Origin of the sequence: Bacteroides sp. AM41-16, from assembly GCF_003603495.1 — a bacterium.
GTDB classification, from domain to species: Bacteria; Bacteroidota; Bacteroidia; order Bacteroidales; family Bacteroidaceae; genus Bacteroides; species Bacteroides uniformis.
The window spans coordinates 134,129-152,858 of record NZ_QTNE01000012.1 but is presented as its reverse complement, the minus strand read 5'-3'; the positions used below and the strand labels follow the sequence as shown (position 1 = coordinate 152,858).

The following is an 18,730-nucleotide window of genomic DNA, read 5'->3' as shown; positions in this document are numbered from 1 at the left end:
TATAACTGAATCCCGTTTCTATTTACACAAAATTATGGATACTGCCCTATAGAAAGATAATAGGGTGATAAAACCGGCAGCATCCGCTACCGTTTTATCACCCTATCCTTTTTCACGACTCTTTATCCTTTATTTCGTGCAGCTTTTCGTACTGAATGCAACGAGCATCCAAACCATTTTCTCCTGCTCTTTCAGGTAGCCGGTCATCAAATCTGCCGTCACGTCATCGCCAGCTTCATTTGCCAGTTCAATTACCTTTCTCTCTTCACCAATCAGGTAGCCGTAAGTCTCGAGGATATGGTCCACAGCCTCACTGCCGCAAGAGATGTCGGACACTTCCTTCACGTTGGCAACCTTCAGGTATTCACTGAACTTATTCTCGGGCACGCCACCCAGCATCAAGATGCGCTCTGCAATCTCGTCAATCTTCTCGGCGGTATCGTCATACATACTCTCGAACTTCTCGTGCAGCACAAAGAAGCCGTGTCCCTTGATGTTCCAGTGCATACCGCGCAGATTGGTGTAATGTACCTGGAAGTCGGCCAATAATTGGTGCAATGCTGATGCTACGCCAGCCACTTTCTTTTCATTCAAATGCAAGTAATCTAAAGTTTTCATAATTCTATTGTTTTAAATATTTATACTATTTTTCTTTTGGGTATTGCAAAGATAAGGGGTAAATCAAGGCTTGTCAAACAGATAATTTCTATCTTTGCATAGACGAACTCTATACATAACCTTCAAATGCCTTGTTCATCATGACTTTACAACAATTGGAATACATCCTTGCCGTCAACCAGTTCCGCCACTTTGCCAAAGCAGCCGAATATTGCCGCGTGACACAGCCCACCCTCAGTGCCATGATTCAGAAACTGGAAGAGGAACTGGACACCCGGATTTTTGACCGCAGCCAGCAGCCGGTATGCCCCACTCCCGTCGGTATCCACATCATAGAACAAGCACAGAATATATTGGTTCAAGCCAACCGTATAAAGAATATTATAGAAGAAGAAAAACACTCACTGACCGGCACCTTCAAGCTGGGCATACTTCCCACCGTAGCTCCTTACCTCCTGCCCCGTTTCTTTCCGCAGCTGATGAAGAAATACCCCGACCTCGACATCCGGGTAGTCGAAATGAAAACAAACGACATCAAGAAAGCCCTGCAGACGGGAGAAATAGATGCAGGTATCGTAGCGAGTCTGGCAGGTATGGAAGAGTTGCAGCAGACGCCGTTGTTCTATGAACAGTTCTTTGCCTACGTGTCGCGCGAAGACGCCCTCTTCAACAACGAGGTAATCCGTACTTCCGACCTGAACGGCGAACAGCTTTGGCTGCTCGACGAGGGCCATTGCTTCCGCGATCAGCTGGTGCGTTTCTGCCAGATGAAGTCGGCACGTGCCAGCCAGCTTGCCTATCACTTGGGCAGCATGGAGACCTTTATGCGCATGGTAGAAAGCGGCAAAGGCGTGACCTTCATCCCCGAACTGGCCGTTCTGCAACTGGGCGATGCCCAGAAAGAGCTGGTACGTTCCTTCGCCATCCCCTGCCCCACCCGCCAGGTCGTGCTGCTGACCAATAAGAACTTTATCCGCCACACGCTGCTCGAAGTGCTGGTTAAGGAGATAAAACTTTCCGTACCCAAGGAAATGCTCTCACTGAAAGCAACCCAAGCAGTCGTATAGATTTCATCTATCGCTCCATAAAATCTTTCAATCGGATTTTTTGTTCTATCGGGGAAAAATGCTATATTTTTGCAAACAGAAAAAGCGAAGGTCGGTTGCACCTCAGCATCATCAAGCAAACTGGCTTCTACATTCTGTCTGCACAATCTTCGCATTGGTAAAACAAAAAACTAAACCTATTAAAAGAGAAAAATTATGGAACCGATCATCAACTCACAACTCCCTGAATTCAAGGTTCAGGCTTTCCAAAACGGAAGTTTCAAAACAGTATCCCACGAAGACGTAAAAGGTAAATGGGCCATTTTCTTCTTCTATCCGGCAGACTTTACCTTCGTATGCCCTACCGAGCTTGTAGACATCGCAGAGAAATATGACCAATTCCAAGCAATGGGCGTAGAAGTATATTCTGTAAGCACAGACTCGCACTTTGTGCACAAGGCATGGCACGATGCTTCCGAAAGCATCCGCAAGATTAAGTACCCCATGCTTGCCGACCCCACAGGCGTGCTGAGCCGCGCATTCGGCGTGATGATTGAAGAGGAAGGCATGGCATATCGCGGCACATTCCTCGTAAATCCCGAGGGTAAAATCAAGATTGCCGAGATACAGGACAACAACATCGGACGCAATGCCGACGAGCTGCTGCGCAAGGTAGAAGCTGCACAGTTTGTTGCCACACACGATGGAGAAGTCTGCCCTGCCAAGTGGAAGAAAGGAGCGGAAACTTTGAAGCCGAGCATCGACCTTGTAGGAAAGATTTGATAAGTAATAGGAGGAGCGGGCGCTTTCACCATAGAAAGACGTCCGCTTTCCTTTAAGACGTCCGCAGTACTTGTACAGAAGTACTGTAGTACTTTCAAAGGAGTACCGCAGTACTTTCGAAGGAGTATTGGAGTACTTCCTCACAAGTTCTGCAACTACTCTATATCAAACATATTAAAAGACTATTTTCTCACCCCAAACACCCTATTAATCATGTTAGAAACAACTATATTAGACCAGGTGCGGAGCGTATTCCAGCATTTGGAAGCCCGCTACGTCTTTCACATCACCTATCATCCGGGTCACGAGCAGGCACAAGAGCTTATCGGATTCTTGAAGGATGTGGCAAGCTGTTCCGACAAGCTCTCCTGCCGGATGAGTGAGATAGAGAACCCCGTGTTGGAGTTCACATTGCTGAAAGACGATGTGGAAACCGGCATCAAGTTCCGCGGCATCCCCGGCGGACACGAGTTCACTTCCCTCCTGCTTGCCGTGCTGAATGCCGATGGAAAGGGGAAAAATCTGCCGGACGAAGCAATTCGTCGCCGCATCCGGGCGTTGCAAGGCGACATCAGCCTGCAAACGTATGTATCGCTTACTTGCACCAACTGTCCGGATGTGGTGCAGGCACTGAACATCATCGCATTGCTGAATCCGCACGTCACCCACGAGATGGTGGACGGGGCGCTTAATCAAGAGGAAGTAGATGCGCTGAAGATACAAGCCGTGCCGTCAGTCTACGCTAATGGCAAGCTGCTTCACGTAGGTCGCGGTTCTTTAGGAGAGCTTTTGCAGAAGCTGGAAGAAGCCTTCGGCAGTGCTCCGCAAGAGGACGAAGCGCCGATAGAGAGAGATTTCGACGTGCTGGTATTGGGCGGCGGACCAGCCGGAGCTTCCGCAGCCATCTACTCTGCACGCAAGGGCCTACGGGTGGCGATTGTTGCCGAGCGCATAGGCGGACAGGTAAAAGAGACGGTAGGCATAGAAAACCTTATCTCCGTGCCGCAGACTACTGGTGCAGAACTTGCCAACGCACTCCGCACACATATAGAGCACTATCCGATAGAGATTTTCGAGGAGCGTAAGATAGAGAAAGTAGAGTTGCAGGGAACGGAGAAAAGTGTCTCCACCGTAGGCAGCGAGATGTTCCATGCACCGGCGGTAATCATTGCCACAGGGGCAAGCTGGCGCAAACTGAATGTGGAGGGCGAAGCGGAATATATAGGACGCGGCGTGGCATTCTGTCCGCATTGCGACGGTCCGTTCTATCAAGGCAAGCATGTGGCGGTTATCGGTGGAGGTAACTCGGGGATTGAAGCTGCCATCGACCTGGCAGGCATCTGCCGGAAGGTAACGGTATTCGAATTTGCCGATACACTGAAAGCCGACCAAGTGCTGCAAGAGAAAGCCCGGAGCCTGCCGAATGTGGAAATCTTCACCTCGTCACAGACCGTAAAAGTCGATGGAAACGGGGAAAAAGTAACTTCTATCCGCATCAAGGACCGCCTTACCGGCGAGGAACGCGACTTCCCGTTAGACGGCATCTTCGTGCAAATCGGTTTGGCAGCCAACAGCGCTCCTTTCCGCAACAAGCTGGAAACGACTCCGACCGGGGAGATTAAGATTGACGCTTTCTGCCGTACCACACTTCCGGGGGTATATGCGGCAGGGGATGTATCGAATGTTCCCTACAAGCAGATAGTCATTGCCATGGGCGAAGGGGCAAAGGCAGCACTCTCGGCATTCGATGACCGTATCCGTGGAGTGATTTAGAAAATATCACCCATAAAAGTATAGGCAGGGGGCACACGTTAAGGATTGGCAAGCTTCAGTTCCTGAATCAGATTTCCTGCCTTCCCATACTTCTCAATCATAAACAGTATGTAGCGTACATCCACCCCGATGGTACGCTGCATCTTCGGCTCATAAAGGATGTCGCTGCTCATGGCTTCCCAGTTCCCATCGAAGGCAAGCCCCAGAAGTTCTCCTTTGGCATTGAACATGGCACTGCCGGAATTGCCTCCCGTAATGTCATTATTGGAGATAAAGCAGACATTCATTTCTCCCTTCTCATCGGCATATCTACCGAAATCACCGGAGGAAAGAAGGGATAGCAACTCAGGCTGCACTTCAAAATCCACATCACCTGCATGGGCTCTGACTTTCTCCAGAATACCTTTCGCGGTGGTATAATAATCATATTCCGCTCCGTCGAAGGGGGCATAACCGCAGACAGTGCCAAAACTCAAACGCATGGTGGAGTTGGCGTCGGGATAGAAGTTACGAGATGCGTACATACGTCGCACGGCAGAGTTGAACAAACGTTCATTCCGCTCGATTTCACCGGAAGCCTGCTGTACCTGCATATTCATCTCGAATAGCTTCGTGATGAGGTCGATGCCCAAGTTGATGGCAGGGTCATTATATATCTGATAGGTGGTGTCCTGCTCCAGAAAACGCTTCAATCCACGGGGGGTGGTCAGCTCCGAGCGGGCATAAAGACTATCCACATAGGTACGCTCGTTACCTCCGTATTCTGTCGCAATCGTCTGGTAGAGCTCGGGCAGATAGGTGGAATCCACTTGGGAGCGGTATTCTTTCAACAGTGCTGTAAACACTTCCTTGTCAATGCCCAAGTCCAGATTGGCATATTTCTCAACGATAGCTTTCAGATTGGCAACCACCGTTTTCTCTTCCCCCTCAAAGTCGAAGTTGAGGATGGACAAAGCAAGCTGCACCAGTTCCGGACCGTTCAGGAAAGATTCGGCAAAGTAAGCTCTGGCACGATAAGCATCACGGCGGCTCTTGTAGTTCAGCTCCAGGTCGGAAAAAAGATGCAGCAGATGTTCCCGCTCCTCCGGTGTCTGCTGTATCCAGCGACGGAGTTCGGTCTCCATGGCACGCTTCTTATCCAGCACATGCAGTTTCTTGATGGTGCGGTTCACTCCTATGCTGTTCTTCCAATAATTGGAACTTTCGTCGTATTTGGAAGCGTACTTGATGCGGATGCTGTCACGGCTATCCATTTCACGCTTCCAGATGGTCTGCTTCACACCACGGACATCTATCTGAGCCTGGTTGGTGGTGGTCATCATCTCTTCGATGCCAAAAGAGGAAAGATAGCGTTCCGTACTGCCCGGATAGCCCATCGTCATACAGAAGGAACCCTCACGATAACCGTCCAGAGATATCGGAGCCACGTATTCGGGATGGTAGGGAACATTGTCGGGAGAATAGTCGGCAGGACGGTTGTCTTTGCCGGCATAGATACGGAATACGGCGAAGTCACCCGTATGGCGCGGCCATACCCAGTTGTCAGTGTCCCAGCCGAACTTGCCCACTGAAGAAGGCGGTGCAAATACCAGACGCACATCATTGTAGTCGCGATAAACGGAAAGCCAGAATTCATTGCCTCCATAGTAAGCATCCACAATGCCTATCAGCGTGGAGTCTTTACGAGAAACCTCTTCGCCAATGACCAGCATCACCGAATCTACTACACTTGTACGCTCAGATTCGTTCATATCCGGTTTTACTGCTCCAAGTACCCGACGGGTCACGTCTTGCTGGTGCAAGAGGAAGCGGACGTAAAGTTCCGGATTAGGCAGTTCTTCACTAAGATTACGTGCCACAAAGCCGTCTTTCAGATAGTCGTGCTCCACAGACGAGTGTTGCTGTATGCTGCTGAAGCCGCAGTGATGATTGGTAAACACCAGCCCGTCCCCGGACACCACCACTCCGGAACAAAAGCCTCCGAAGCTGACTACCGCATCCTTCAGAGACGGGCGTTTCGTATTGTATAGCTTGTTGACAGACATCTGCAAGCCCAACTCTTTCATGGTCTGGCGTGTCTGCTTGTTCAGATTTCCCAGCATCCACATCCCTTCATCCGCTTGTCCCGGCAGAGAAAAAAGGAAGCAGACAGCTATCAGTATAAATCTTATTTTCATTCCGTCAATTCTTGTATTATTCAGTAATCAGCCTCAATTGCTTGGCACCCGTACGCGCCTTGAGCCACTCCGCAATCTTTTCCTTCTCGTGCGCACCCGGATGCTTGCCGAATTTCAAGACGGCAAGGGTCACAGTATCCACCCGTACAGAATCTACCGCCAGTTCAATCGCATGAGATATTGATACAGTCTTTACCGACGGGTAGAGCACTTTCAGTTCCGGGATAATCTTCTTGCCCAATTCATCGAAGGTTTTGTATCTTTCCAAATTCTGCTCCAGTGTGGCAATCTTCTGTTTCTGTTCCACCAGACGCTGCTCACTGTTCTTGTAGAAGTCTTCCATCACCATGGCACGGATGGAAGAAATATCCACCGCTTCATTGTTCATGCCTTGGAGGACTATCAGCTTGGTATTGTCCAGCTTATAGTCTTTCATCTTACTGCGGGCAATGGCGATGGAAGCTTCGGGCACCTCCTGCCCAATCAGCACGACACGTATTTCGTGGCCCTTGCCCTCGTGATGGATTTTCTTGTCCAGCACCTGCGTATTCTCAAAGGAGAGCTGCTCGTTGACAAAACGGTTGGCAGCACTCTCAAAGAAGGTATCCTGGACGATACCTACCGTCAGATAGACAGCGGGACACATGGTCAAGATAGCAATCAGGACGATATATTTACGTACTTTCTTCTCCCGGTTCTTATCCACAAACTCCTTGCGCTGGAAGTGCATCACGCGCACGCCCAGGAAAGTGGCAAGACTGATAAACACGGAATTGATGAAATAAAGATAGAATGCACCGAGGAAATAAATCAAGTTACCCGTTGCCAGCCCGTAGCCTGCCGTACAGAGAGGCGGCATCAAAGCCGTGGCAATGGCAACACCCGGAATCACATTTCCTTTCTCTTTGGTAGAGAGCGCCGTCACACCTGCCAAGCCACCCATCAAGGCGATGAATACGTCATAAATGGTGGGTGACGTACGTGCCAGCAATTCCGACTGCCCTTCGGCAACGGGACTCACCAGAAAGAAAATGGTAGCAGTGGTCACACTGAACAAGGTAGTTATCAAGAAGCTCTTCAAAGACCGCTTCATCAATTCAAAATCATTCAACCCCACAGAAAGCCCCACGCCCATGATAGGCCCCATCAGCGGCGAGATGAGCATGGCACCGATAATCACGGCTGTGGAGTTTACATTCAATCCCAACGAGGCCATGAATATGGCGAATATCAGAATCCAAAGATTGGCTCCTTTGAATTCCACTCCCTTACGGATGGAATCTACAGTTTCCAGTTCATTGTCCTTGTCTTTACGCAAATCAAGATAGTCTTTCAGAAAAGTCTTGATAGCGAAGGTATTTCTGTTGTCGGTCGTCTTTTCTTCCATTATCAATTATCAGTTTTCAATTTTCTCTCAATGAAACGCCTCGTAAAACACTGCTGGTCATCTCGGCAGCAAAGTCCTTTGCCTTAATGCCAAGAGTTGGCAAGAAATCTGCCAAAGCACGTTTTTCCGGTGCCCCAAGTTTACGTTTAAGCATAGCAGTGTTCATGCGAAAAAGAGCTTGGTCGCCCTTACTACGTATGATTCCGAACCCCTTGTCATCCACACCACGCTCGTAAAGAACACCAAAGAGGCGTTTCTCTGTCTCTGCCAACTTATGGCGAGCCTGGACACGGTCGTAGTCAAGAAGTCGTTGCTCTATTACCTCTGCCACACGTGTTTGTACAGCAAAGTAATTTTGGGCAAAAGCAATCTCCGACTTACGAGGGTCACCATTTTGTGCCACGAGGTAGCAGGCATAGCGAGTGAGCATAAAGTCTTCAATGTCCTTTGATGCACCTTTAGGCATAAGTATCGTTTTACTGATGCCGGTAAAATGATTACTCGTCTCTACACCAGCGTTTTGGCAAGCCTCCTTAGCTTTTCCTAAAACATTCTCAAACGTTTGCCATTTGGCATAGCCCAGAATGGGATATAATTCGCGAGCACTCCAGCACTCCACGCCTTCGTATTCACACGCAATGGATTCGAATCTTGCGAGGAAATTCTGAATTGCTTCTGATTTAATCATACTTGATTCTGAATTTATTGTTTGCTCTTCTGCACAATCCTTGATTTCAAAACAATCTTTATGCGATTGATTTTTCTGTCCATTGTGTCACTTCAGTTTTAATAACAGTACAAAAGTAATGCTTTTCTTGACAAAACTGTTAAATACGCAATGTTTATCAATCTAACTTCTCTAACCTCACTTCACCAGCCTACCAATGAACGGAATCTGCCTCAACGGCAAGTCGCACTTCACGATATAGGCCACAAAGAGCAGCAACAAAACGGTACGGTACGCCATACGCAGGTAAATATTTTCTATCGGGACATATTCGGCAGCCAGATAGAGTACTGCCGCAAGCAGCACATAACTACCGATAGCCCTCAGGTCATACTGAATGGGATACTTCTTCTGCCCTACGAAATAGGACAGAAGCATGGCGATGCCATAGCCACAGAATCCTGCCCAGGCACAAGCCATATAACTGTATCGGGGAATCAGAAGTATGTTCATCACTACCAGCACCGTGCAACCTATCAAGGAGAAATAAGCTCCCCAACGCGTTTCGTCAATCAGCTTGTACCAGAAGGAAAGATTGAAATAGATACCCATAAAGATTTCGGCAGCCATCACGATAGGCACTACCCGCAATCCCGGCCAGTAATCAGGGCCGATGATATAGCGCAAAATATCCAGATAGAACATGACAGCCAGGAATGCCAGCAGTGTAAAGATGATGAAAAACTTCATGGCCTGCGCATATACCTGCTTATTGTCTTTGTCCCGGCTCTTTCCGAAGACAAAAGGCTCGTATGCATAGCGGAAAGCTTGTGTAAGCATCGCCATCACCATAGCAATTTTGCTGGCAGCTCCATAAATGCCCAACTGCACGGTAGCTTCCGCCTCATCCGGATAGACAAAAGGAAAAATAATCTTATCGGCCACCTGATTCAAGATACCCGCCAAGCCAAGTACCAGTAACGGCAGACTGTAAGCAAGCATCCGCTTCAACAGTTTTTTATCCAGCACATAAGCAAACCCGCGTAACTCCGGAATCATGCAAAGCATAATGGTAGAGGTGCATATCAGATTGAAAAGGAAGGCATAGCCCACGTCATCCCCTTTCATCCCTACATAATAGACCAGATTCAGTGCTATATTCAGGAAGATAAACAGCAGTTTGAGTGCCGCAAACTTAATGGGACGCTTCTTGTAGCGCAAATAAGCGAAAGGAATGCTTTGAATAGCATCCATCGCCACCACAATCATCATCATGCCCACGTACCAGGGATGCTCACTGTACTCCATCCATCCGGCAATAGGGTCGAGAAACAGCAGCCCCAATGCAAGGAAAGTAAGCGCCCCCATACTCACACTGAGTAATGTCGTGGAGTACACACGCATCGGGTCATCCTCCCCTTTATTGGCAAAGCGGAAGAAACCGGTTTCCATGCCGCACGTCAATAATACCAGCATGAGGGCCACCCACGCATATACATTCGTCACTACGCCATAGCCGCCACTCTGTGCGGACATCGCCATGGTATATACGGGCACCAGCAGGTAATTGAGGAAACGCCCCACAATACTGCTCAGCCCATAAATGGCAGTTTCTTTTGCCAATGATTTTAATCCGGCCACTTCTTTTTAATGATTAATGATTAATGGTTAGTGATTAATGAATCACTCGTCGCCAAACAAGGTACGCTGGCTACTATAGAGACTCCGCCCCAAATGCTTGTAGGCAAGCTCCGTCACTTCACGCCCACGGGGGGTACGTTTCAGGAAACCCTCTTTTATCAAGAACGGTTCATAGACTTCCTCTATCGTGCCGGCATCTTCGCCCAAAGCGGTGGCAATGGTGGTCAGTCCCACCGGGCCGCCTTTGAACTTGTCAATGATGGTGCAGAGTATCTTATTATCTATCTCATCCAGACCGTATTTGTCGATATTCAGGGCTTCGAGGGCAAACTGTGCAATTTCCGTATCGATACTCCCCGAACCTTTCACTTGGGCAAAATCGCGTACACGCCGCAGCAATGCATTGGCAATACGCGGTGTGCCACGGCTGCGGCTCGCAATCTCGGCGGCAGCCCTTACGGAGCAAGGCACATCGAGGATGCCGGACGAACGACGGATAATGCCGCTCAACACATCATCATCGTAATATTCCAGATGCAGGTTGATACCGAAACGGGCACGCAACGGAGCTGTCAACAGACCGCTACGCGTGGTAGCTCCCACCAGCGTGAAAGGATTCAAATCAATCTGTATGCTTCGGGCAGAAGGGCCTTTGTCTATCATGATGTCTATGCGGTAGTCCTCCATGGCTGAGTACAGATATTCCTCCACTACGGGGCTCAACCGGTGTATTTCGTCGATGAAAAGTACATCATTGGGCTCCAGGCTGGTAAGCACTCCCGCCAAATCCCCCGGCTTGTCGAGTACCGGACCGGAAGTTATCTTGAAGCCTACCCCCAGTTCGTTGGCTATGATATTGCTGAGTGTTGTTTTTCCCAATCCGGGAGGGCCGTGAAGCAACACATGGTCCAGCGCCTCGCCACGCAGGCGGGCAGCTTTCACAAATATGCGTAGATTGTCCACCACCTTGTCCTGCCCGCTGAAATCCTCAAAATTCAACGGACGGAGAGCGTTCTCGAAATCACGTTCTCGGCTGGTGACGGGCTGCTGGTTGCGTATATCAAAATCTTCTTGTTCCATACTATCTATCATATAACTTATTCAGCCATCCTATAAAAGCTTTTGCTTCTTCTGCATCCGGATTCAATATACGAGCAGTAATAGCTTGTCCGATAGGCTTTCCCGGTTCATCCTGCCATGCCAAGAACGTATGTATTTTTGCCTTGGAGCGATGCACTTGCTTGTAGCGTTGTATCCCTTCTGCTTCCAACTCTGACAGCACTACTTCAACTTTCCGAATCAAAAGGTCTTCTGCCGGAATCATGTTCAATGCAAAATCCTCCAACATCCCCTCAAAACGATTATTGGGCATAATCCAAATACCTACTACAGCGTCATAGTCATTCAACGGATACAAGACCAGTCCGTCAGAAGGCAAATCTAAGCCATCACAGTCATATTTATTACTGGATTTCAAAATATCAACCAATTGCCTCCAGCGTTTTTCCACATCAGTATCAGCATCCAGCACAACACCGATACGAGGATATGCCGATGGATTAGTAAGTGTCAGCCTGAACAGCCCGATTGCGTTCTCTACACTCTCACAAACTTTGATATTGAAATTCTGATTCACATGATGTAGTCCGCATAAAGACGAAACTACATGAAGGTCATTTTTCCCTTCAACGAACAAATGATAGGGCAAGCTCTTGCTTAATTTACTCATATCCTATCGTATTTCAACACCATTTTGTGCTATAAATTCCATCTCCTTGTCATCGCTATAGTTCACAGCAACGATCTCTCCTCCCCGGTTGTCTAAGCGAATTATCTGACCTCCCCGGTTCACAGCTATAAAACTATTGATACAATCGTGACTATGCGAAGTGGCAAATACCTGGACATTCAGTTTTTCGGAAAGCATGAAGATAACTCTCCACAATTGGGTCTGTACCGTATAGTGAAGCCCCGTTTCAAACTCATCCAGCAAGAAGACGCCACCTTTGCAATTGACCAACGCAAGAATTACAGTAAGAATCCGGTTAATGCCGTCACCCATCGAACTCAAACGGACACGCTCGCCCGTATCTTTCAAAGTGACAAAAGGGACACGCCTATTGGAATATTCATTCTCATTCAAGAAGTTCAGCCGGTCAATACTTGGTTCGATGATGCGCAGGGCATCCAAAACATAACCTTCTCTATCGGATAGAGAGATACGGTCGAAAAGCAATACATTTTTTCTAAGATGAAAGTCTTGCGCCAATACGTACTCAAACGGAACTCTGTCCTTTACATTGCCCGGAAAGCCACGTCGAAAGAAAGGTATTAGCATAGGGGCATTCGAGCCTGAAACCACACTCAAACCATCACCTATGTAACGAAATAAGTGTTCGCCCGAATCAGCATCGTCATCATTATAGACCCAACGTACAATTGTCCCTCCCCTCTGTTCCTCGGCTATATGTACAAGTTTGATATTCAGTAGGTCACTCTGTTCGCCAATGGAAATAGCCGTGGCATTCCTGAAATCCATCTTACGCCCGGAAAACAAGGAGCTGTAATGCTCCGACAATACTTGGCTGAAATCCACATCCCCTTTAGCGAAATCTACATTCACCATTTCCCCTCTGAAATCCAAAATCGTTTTCAGCCATTCGTCATTCCCGTTTGCCAAATAAATGGAAACAGCTTCCAGCAACGTAGATTTACCTACATTGTTGCACCCTACTATCAAATTGACCCGAGCAAGCGAATCAATAGACAGCTCTCTTAGGTTCTTATAGTTCTTGATATACAATGACTTCATACTCCAAAGCTTTTTGTCTACTGCAAAATAACGAATTTATTTTGAGATAGCACTCATCCCCTTTCTTTTTTCACATAAGTAAAAGGCGTATGGCATGCCTGGCACGCTCCATACAACGGAATATTATGCTGCCCGGAGGCAAATTACAGAAAAAAACGATAGAAGTAGCAAGATATATACTTGAAATATATTTGCAGGTTCACACTTTCTTCCTACATTTGTGTAAAATAACCAGCCATTTACTGACAGCAAACCAAATCTACCCCTGCTGAAAGCACAATGCATAGAACACGCTACTTATGAAAGAAGAAATATCCTTTACCCAAGTCCCCTTCGACTACCCCTTATGCCTCAACGGTCAATGCCCCAAGGCTGCCACCTGCCTCCGCCAGCTCGCCATGCAGAGCATGCCTACCGAAAAGGATTACTGGAAAATCATCAGCCCCAAACGCCTTGCCACCGTCAAAGGGGAATGCCCCTTCTACCGCTCCAGTCAGAAGGCGCGCTACGCCAAAGGCTTCATGAACATGCTGAACAGCCTACCCTACAACAAGCGGGGAATCGCCATCGCCAACCTGATAGCCGGCTTCGGCCAACGTACCTACTACCGCGCCCGCAAAGGCGAACGCCTGCTGCTCCCCGAAGAGCAACAATCCGTACTGAACGTCTTCAGACATCTGGATGCCGGCATGGCTACAGAATTTGATAGTTACGCAGAAGGCTACCTTTGGTAACGCACTGACCATCAGAGACTAATTTTGCCAACTCTTTGCCTCACCTTTGGCAAAACTTTGCCATGCCTATGGCAAAAGTTTGCCAACGCGGTGGCAAAGTCTTGCCAATAAGGTGGCAAAAACTTGTCAACTTGTTGGCAAGAAGAGCAAAATACAGTTTAACGATTTTCATTCCCCATCAGCGCTTCATAAACTCCTTGCGCTCCTCCTCCGGAAACTTCTCTATGGCATAGCGCAACATCGTTCGCGGCATCGTCCTGCAATACTTCTCCAAGAATTGTACCAGCAAGTCCTTGTCCCGCTTACCCATCTCCCGGAGCATCCATCCTACCGCCTTTTGCATCAAGTCATGCTTATGATGGAGCAGCCGTTCCGAAAGGGCTAATATATCGATGAAATCACCATTTTTGATAAGAGTATAGGTAGATACCACAGCAATGCGCTGGTCCCAAAGCAGCGGACTATCCGCCAGCCGGTAGAGGTCTTTACGAAGTTTGTCTTTCAAATATTCGCCCACAATGCCGGGGGCAGACAAATCGACCAAATCCCAATTATTGATACGGCCCGTTTGCGAAAGGTAAAAGTCATAAATCTCCTTTTTCCCCTTTTCATCGCTCTTTTTGAATCGCTCCACCAACATCAGCAAGGCACAAAGGCGACACTCGTGCCATTCACTCTGAAGCAAGGCTGCCATTACCCCAAAAGGTTCGTGCTTGTGCTGCTTTGCCACCTGCCGGGTGTTGGGTACCACCACTCCCAGAAACTTATCCCCCTCGCCATACTGCCCCTTTCCGGTCTTGAAGAAACGGGGAAGATACTCCCTTTTCACCGGGTCGATATACGCCTCCAATTCCTGCTGAATCTGTACCGAGATGCACGCCACTTCTTCTGCCGAAAGCACACGTTCGCACAAGACGGTTTCCACTGCTTCATTCTTCTTTTTCATCCTTCTCTCATTTGATTTACACGGATTTGAATTCATCCACCAATGGACAAAAATACAACATTTATATAGAAACTATGGAAAGTTATCTTTAATTTTGCAACCGGTATGTCCAATCCTTAAAACCGTACGACATGTATAAAGCTGTTTTGGGAGCAATCTGCTGCCTTTCTTTCGCACTATCCTTACATGCACAATCTCCACAAGAAAAGGGGTTGCAAAGCATCAGCCGCACTTCAGCCAAGGCTATTGTCGGCTTTCTGGCCGATGATGAGCTGCAAGGACGCGAAGCAGGCATGCACGGTTCACGACTGGCTGCCCGCTATCTGGCATCCTGCCTGAAAGAAGCCGGCATTGCCCCGCTGGAAAAGGACAATTATTACCAGCCCTTCGAGGCTTACAACAAGGAACGCCAACAACGGGGACGGTGGCAAGTGCATCCCGACTCCATCGCCATCCTTAAACAAGGCGTCCACCGCATCCTGCAGATGAGTAATGTATTGGGAACCATCCCGGGAGAACGATCGGATGAATATGTCATCGTAGGTGCCCACTTCGACCATCTGGGTGTGGACGAGACGCTGGCAAACGACCGGATATACAACGGTGCAGACGACAATGCCTCCGGTGTCTCTGCCGTCCTGCAGATAGCCCGTGCATTTCTTGCCACTGGACAGAAGCCTCTGCGCACGGTCATCTTTGCCTTTTGGGATGGGGAAGAAAAGGGATTGCTCGGCTCAAAATACTTTGTACAAAGCTGTCCTTTCATCAGCCAGGTGAAAGGTTATCTCAATTTCGACATGATAGGCCGTAACAATAAGCCCGAGCAGCCTCAACACGTTGTCTACTTCTACACCGCCGCCCACCCCGTATTCGGCGACTGGCTGAAGCAGGACATTGCACGCTACAGCTTGCGCCTGCAACCGGACTACCGCGCCTGGGACCGCCCCACGGGAGGAAGTGACAATGCTTCTTTTGCCCTGTGCAACATCCCCATCATCTGGTACCACACAGACGGACATCCCGATTACCACCAGCCTTCGGACCACCCCGACCGGCTGAACTGGGAAAAAATGATAGAAATAACCAAAGCAGCTTTCCTCAACGCCTGGAATCTTGCCAACGAAAACAAATATTAATCCATTAGAACAAAGTAACGATACATGGTTTTAAATTACATCTGGGTAGCATTTTTCGTCATCGCATTCATCGTAGCCCTCTGCAAACTCATTTTTATGGGTGATGTGGAGATATTCACAGAACTCGTCAACTCCACCTTCTCCTCTTCCAAAACAGCTTTTGAAATATCCCTGGGACTGACGGGAATACTCGCCCTCTGGCTCGGCGTGATGAAGATAGGCGAAAACAGCGGCATGATCAACGCCCTCTCCCGTTGGCTGAGTCCGGTATTCTGCCGCCTTTTTCCCGAAATACCGAAAGGACATCCTGCCATGGGCTCCATTTTCATGAATCTCTCTGCCAACATGCTGGGGCTGGACAATGCCGCTACTCCGATGGGACTGAAAGCCATGAAGGAACTCCAAGAACTGAACCCTAAAAAGGATACTGCCACCAATCCGATGGTAATGTTCCTTGTCCTCAACACCTCGGGACTGATACTTATCCCCGTCAGCATCATGATGTATCGCTCGCAGATGGGTGCCGCCCAACCCACGGACATCTTTATCCCCACACTGATAACGACCGCCATCTCGACCATTGTCGGTGTCATTGCCGTCAGCATTGCACAACGCATCAACCTGCTGAACAAGCCCATACTTATCCTGATTGGCTGCATCAGTCTTTTCTTTGCCGCGCTCATTTATCTGTTCACACAGATTAGCCGTGATGAAATGGGTGTATATTCCACTTTAATTGCCAACATACTGCTGTTCTCCATCATCCTGCTGTTCATCCTCTGGGGGCTATGGAAGAAAATCAATGTATACGATGCCTTCATCGAAGGGGCCAAAGAAGGCTTCACCACCGCTGTACGCATCATTCCCTATCTGGTTGCCTTCCTCGTTGGAATCGCCGTTTTCCGTACTTCCGGCGCCATGGATATACTGGTGAACGGTATCGGTTATGTAGTAGGACTATTCGGTGTAGATACCAGCTTTGTAGGTGCCCTACCCACTGCCCTGATGAAGTCACTGAGCGGCAGCGGTGCCAACGGACTGATGATTGACACCATGAAGCAATATGGTCCCGATTCATTCGTCAGCCGTATGAGCTGCGTGGCACGCGGTGCTTCGGATACTACGTTCTATATCCTTGCTGTGTATTTCGGCAGCGTAGGTATCACCAAAACGAGGAATGCCGTGACGTGTGGGCTGATTGCCGATTTTTCCGGCATCATTGCAGCCATCATCATCAGTTACTTATTCTTCTTTTAAAAGAACTAGCTTAATCGCAAGAACGTAATTTCAATCGTACATCGTAAATCATTAAATCGTAAATAAAATGATTAGTTATCAGACAGACGGCGTGGAAATGCCATCCATCAAGAAGCGTGAAACCACGGAATGGATAAAATCCGTAGCCGCCACTTACGGAAAAAGAGTCGGTGAAATCGCCTACATCTTCTGCTCGGACGAGAAGATACTCGAAGTGAACCGCCAATATCTGCAACACGATTATTACACAGATATCATCACTTTCGACTACTGTGAAGGCAACCGCCTTAGCGGTGACCTCTTCATCAGCCTCGATACCGTACGCACCAATGCGGAACAGTTCGCCGATAACAACTACGAACGTGAACTGTACCGGGTCATCATCCACGGCATCCTCCACCTTTGCGGCATCAATGACAAAGGGCCGGGAGAACGGGAGATTATGGAGGAGGCGGAGAATAAGGCGCTGGCGATGCGGTAATTCCAAAGAATAAAAACTCTGTCTTGATAAAGTGCTGATTTTACCAAGACAGAGTATTTAAGAAAAACAAGTTACTTTGCCAACACAGCGATAACTAACGGTTGTTGATATTTGTCTGTTCCTGATTCGATGCGGGCATCCACACCATCTATAGTTATTCTAATAAGTTCAACACTGCCATAACCATCATTATACTTCCAATGGGAAATAATGGAATGTTCCTCTTCGTCACCAAAGATATAGGGGCAAACAAAGGTACGTGTCAACACTTCAGGCTTCTTGTCATATTTATATCCATCCCATAATGCATCAAAGATTGCCAAAGTAAAAAGTCCGTCCCTGCTTTCCACATAGATACAGTCCGGTCCGGTAAAGTCATCTTTAGAATCGGGTTCTACCAATTTATAGGAGTAATCTTTCTCTCTCAAAGCAGGCTTACCATTTCTTCCAAGACCGGTTTGCATTCCCTCAATCAAATCATTGCCATTTTCATCGACAAATGCTAAATTGTATCCATAATGAATAGGAGGATAAGAATCTTCCTCACTTTTACAACCCATGAAAATCAAAGGGAATAAAGCAGTCAATAACAAAAATCTAAAATTTCTCATAATATATTTTCTGAAGTGAAACATACAAACTTACTCTATCATATTGATAAATCTATCTTCTATAGGACTAACATCATAAGCTGTATACCAACCATTATATCGTCCATATAAAAAACATAAGATACTCTCTATTTATCTAAGCTAACAAGAGCTTGAGGATAAAATTTGTCAAAACCTTCAAGAATCGGACTCTCCACATCATCTATTGTAAGACGGATAAGTTCTGCCTCCCGATAATCAGTATCAAACTTCCAATAAGAAACAATCGTATGTACTTTCTCATCACCGAATATATGCTTACAGGCAAGTTTATGAGTAAGGACTTCCGGCTTCTTATGCCCACACCAGTCTTCCATGCAGACATCAATGCGTAGCGATTGATAGCCACTTACCTTTCCTAATATTAATGATTTGGTATCAAAATAATCATCTTCCGTTGATTTGATAAACTCAAAAGTATAAGTTCCGCGTAATAAAACAGAATCCCTCTCGCTGTTTATTTCAAATGGTACATCTGCAAGCAAATCATTACCCGATTTATCTATGAATGCTAAATAGTATCTATAGAGATGAGGCGGGTAAGAGTCCAATTTATGTTCACAACCGGCAAAGCATATCGCAAACAATAACAATGAATAGATATATACTCTTCTCATAATGC

The 18,730-nt window shown here is 47.6% G+C and carries 17 protein-coding genes and 1 pseudogene; 7 read left to right on the top strand and 11 right to left on the bottom strand.

Annotated elements, in window-relative coordinates; genetic code table 11:
• Positions 1 to 129: 129 nt before the first annotated feature.
• Complete coding sequence (locus tag DW896_RS12350; RefSeq protein WP_005826103.1) at positions 130 to 618, bottom strand: Dps family protein; 489 nt, start codon at positions 616 to 618, stop codon at positions 130 to 132.
• Between the two features lie 140 nt (positions 619 to 758).
• Between DW896_RS12350 and DW896_RS12345 the strand changes: the two genes are divergently transcribed.
• The 3 genes from DW896_RS12345 (at position 759) to ahpF (ending at position 4,220) form a co-directional block, all read left to right on the top strand.
• Positions 759 to 1,685: a hydrogen peroxide-inducible genes activator gene (locus DW896_RS12345; protein ID WP_005826104.1), complete on the top strand. Its 927-nt coding sequence runs from the start codon at positions 759 to 761 to the stop codon at positions 1,683 to 1,685.
• A gap of 195 nt (positions 1,686 to 1,880) precedes the next feature.
• Positions 1,881 to 2,447, top strand: a complete 567-nt coding sequence (gene ahpC / locus DW896_RS12340; RefSeq protein ID WP_005826106.1) for an alkyl hydroperoxide reductase subunit C — start codon at positions 1,881 to 1,883, stop codon at positions 2,445 to 2,447.
• Between the two features lie 213 nt (positions 2,448 to 2,660).
• Positions 2,661 to 4,220, top strand: coding sequence for an alkyl hydroperoxide reductase subunit F (gene ahpF / locus DW896_RS12335; RefSeq protein WP_009037443.1), 1,560 nt, complete (start codon positions 2,661 to 2,663; stop codon positions 4,218 to 4,220).
• Between the two features lie 38 nt (positions 4,221 to 4,258).
• Here ahpF and DW896_RS12330 read toward each other — a convergent pair whose 3' ends face one another.
• The 7 genes and pseudogenes from DW896_RS12330 to DW896_RS12300 form a co-directional block, all read right to left on the bottom strand.
• Positions 4,259 to 6,397, bottom strand: coding sequence for a S46 family peptidase (locus DW896_RS12330; protein ID WP_119993299.1), 2,139 nt, complete (start codon positions 6,395 to 6,397; stop codon positions 4,259 to 4,261).
• Between the two features lie 16 nt (positions 6,398 to 6,413).
• Positions 6,414 to 7,784, bottom strand: coding sequence for a TIGR00341 family protein (locus DW896_RS12325; RefSeq protein WP_005826112.1), 1,371 nt, complete (start codon positions 7,782 to 7,784; stop codon positions 6,414 to 6,416).
• 52 nt (positions 7,785 to 7,836) lie between these two features.
• Positions 7,837 to 8,469 (bottom strand): annotated as a pseudogene (dinD, locus tag DW896_RS12320) (DNA damage-inducible protein D); the annotation flags it as partial.
• 180 nt (positions 8,470 to 8,649) lie between these two features.
• Positions 8,650 to 10,092: a lipopolysaccharide biosynthesis protein gene (locus DW896_RS12315; RefSeq protein ID WP_009037445.1), complete on the bottom strand. Its 1,443-nt coding sequence runs from the start codon at positions 10,090 to 10,092 to the stop codon at positions 8,650 to 8,652.
• Positions 10,093 to 10,134: 42 nt separating this feature from the next.
• On the bottom strand, positions 10,135 to 11,172 hold the full coding sequence (ruvB, locus tag DW896_RS12310; RefSeq protein WP_034525480.1) for a Holliday junction branch migration DNA helicase RuvB: 1,038 nt from the start codon (positions 11,170 to 11,172) through the stop codon (positions 10,135 to 10,137).
• A gap of 1 nt (position 11,173) precedes the next feature.
• On the bottom strand, positions 11,174 to 11,821 hold the full coding sequence (locus DW896_RS12305; RefSeq protein WP_005833902.1) for a DUF3226 domain-containing protein: 648 nt from the start codon (positions 11,819 to 11,821) through the stop codon (positions 11,174 to 11,176).
• Between the two features lie 3 nt (positions 11,822 to 11,824).
• Positions 11,825 to 12,904, bottom strand: a complete 1,080-nt coding sequence (locus DW896_RS12300; protein ID WP_009037447.1) for an ATP/GTP-binding protein — start codon at positions 12,902 to 12,904, stop codon at positions 11,825 to 11,827.
• Positions 12,905 to 13,203: 299 nt separating this feature from the next.
• On the opposite strand from DW896_RS12300, the gene DW896_RS12295 reads away from it, so the two are divergent.
• Positions 13,204 to 13,638, top strand: a complete 435-nt coding sequence (locus DW896_RS12295) for a DUF6078 family protein (protein ID WP_005833904.1) — start codon at positions 13,204 to 13,206, stop codon at positions 13,636 to 13,638.
• A gap of 178 nt (positions 13,639 to 13,816) precedes the next feature.
• Here DW896_RS12295 and DW896_RS12290 read toward each other — a convergent pair whose 3' ends face one another.
• Entirely contained in the window at positions 13,817 to 14,584 is a 768-nt protein-coding gene (locus tag DW896_RS12290; RefSeq protein WP_009037448.1) for a DNA alkylation repair protein, read from the bottom strand.
• Positions 14,585 to 14,715: 131 nt separating this feature from the next.
• Between DW896_RS12290 and DW896_RS12285 the strand changes: the two genes are divergently transcribed.
• The 3 genes from DW896_RS12285 (at position 14,716) to ybeY (ending at position 17,458) form a co-directional block, all read left to right on the top strand.
• Complete coding sequence (locus DW896_RS12285; RefSeq protein ID WP_009037449.1) at positions 14,716 to 15,720, top strand: M28 family metallopeptidase; 1,005 nt, start codon at positions 14,716 to 14,718, stop codon at positions 15,718 to 15,720.
• Between the two features lie 24 nt (positions 15,721 to 15,744).
• Positions 15,745 to 16,977, top strand: a complete 1,233-nt coding sequence (locus tag DW896_RS12280) for a nucleoside recognition domain-containing protein (RefSeq protein WP_009037450.1) — start codon at positions 15,745 to 15,747, stop codon at positions 16,975 to 16,977.
• Positions 16,978 to 17,044: 67 nt separating this feature from the next.
• Positions 17,045 to 17,458 (top strand): rRNA maturation RNase YbeY, encoded by a 414-nt coding sequence (gene ybeY / locus DW896_RS12275; protein WP_005826129.1) that lies wholly within the window; start codon positions 17,045 to 17,047, stop codon positions 17,456 to 17,458.
• Positions 17,459 to 17,529: 71 nt separating this feature from the next.
• Here the strand turns inward: ybeY and DW896_RS12270 are convergent, their stop codons facing one another.
• Together DW896_RS12270 and DW896_RS12265 are read right to left on the bottom strand one after the other, a co-directional pair.
• On the bottom strand, positions 17,530 to 18,069 hold the full coding sequence (locus tag DW896_RS12270; protein WP_009037451.1) for a hypothetical protein: 540 nt from the start codon (positions 18,067 to 18,069) through the stop codon (positions 17,530 to 17,532).
• Positions 18,070 to 18,197: 128 nt separating this feature from the next.
• Positions 18,198 to 18,725, bottom strand: a complete 528-nt coding sequence (locus DW896_RS12265; RefSeq protein ID WP_119993297.1) for a hypothetical protein — start codon at positions 18,723 to 18,725, stop codon at positions 18,198 to 18,200.
• Positions 18,726 to 18,730: the final 5 nt, after the last annotated feature.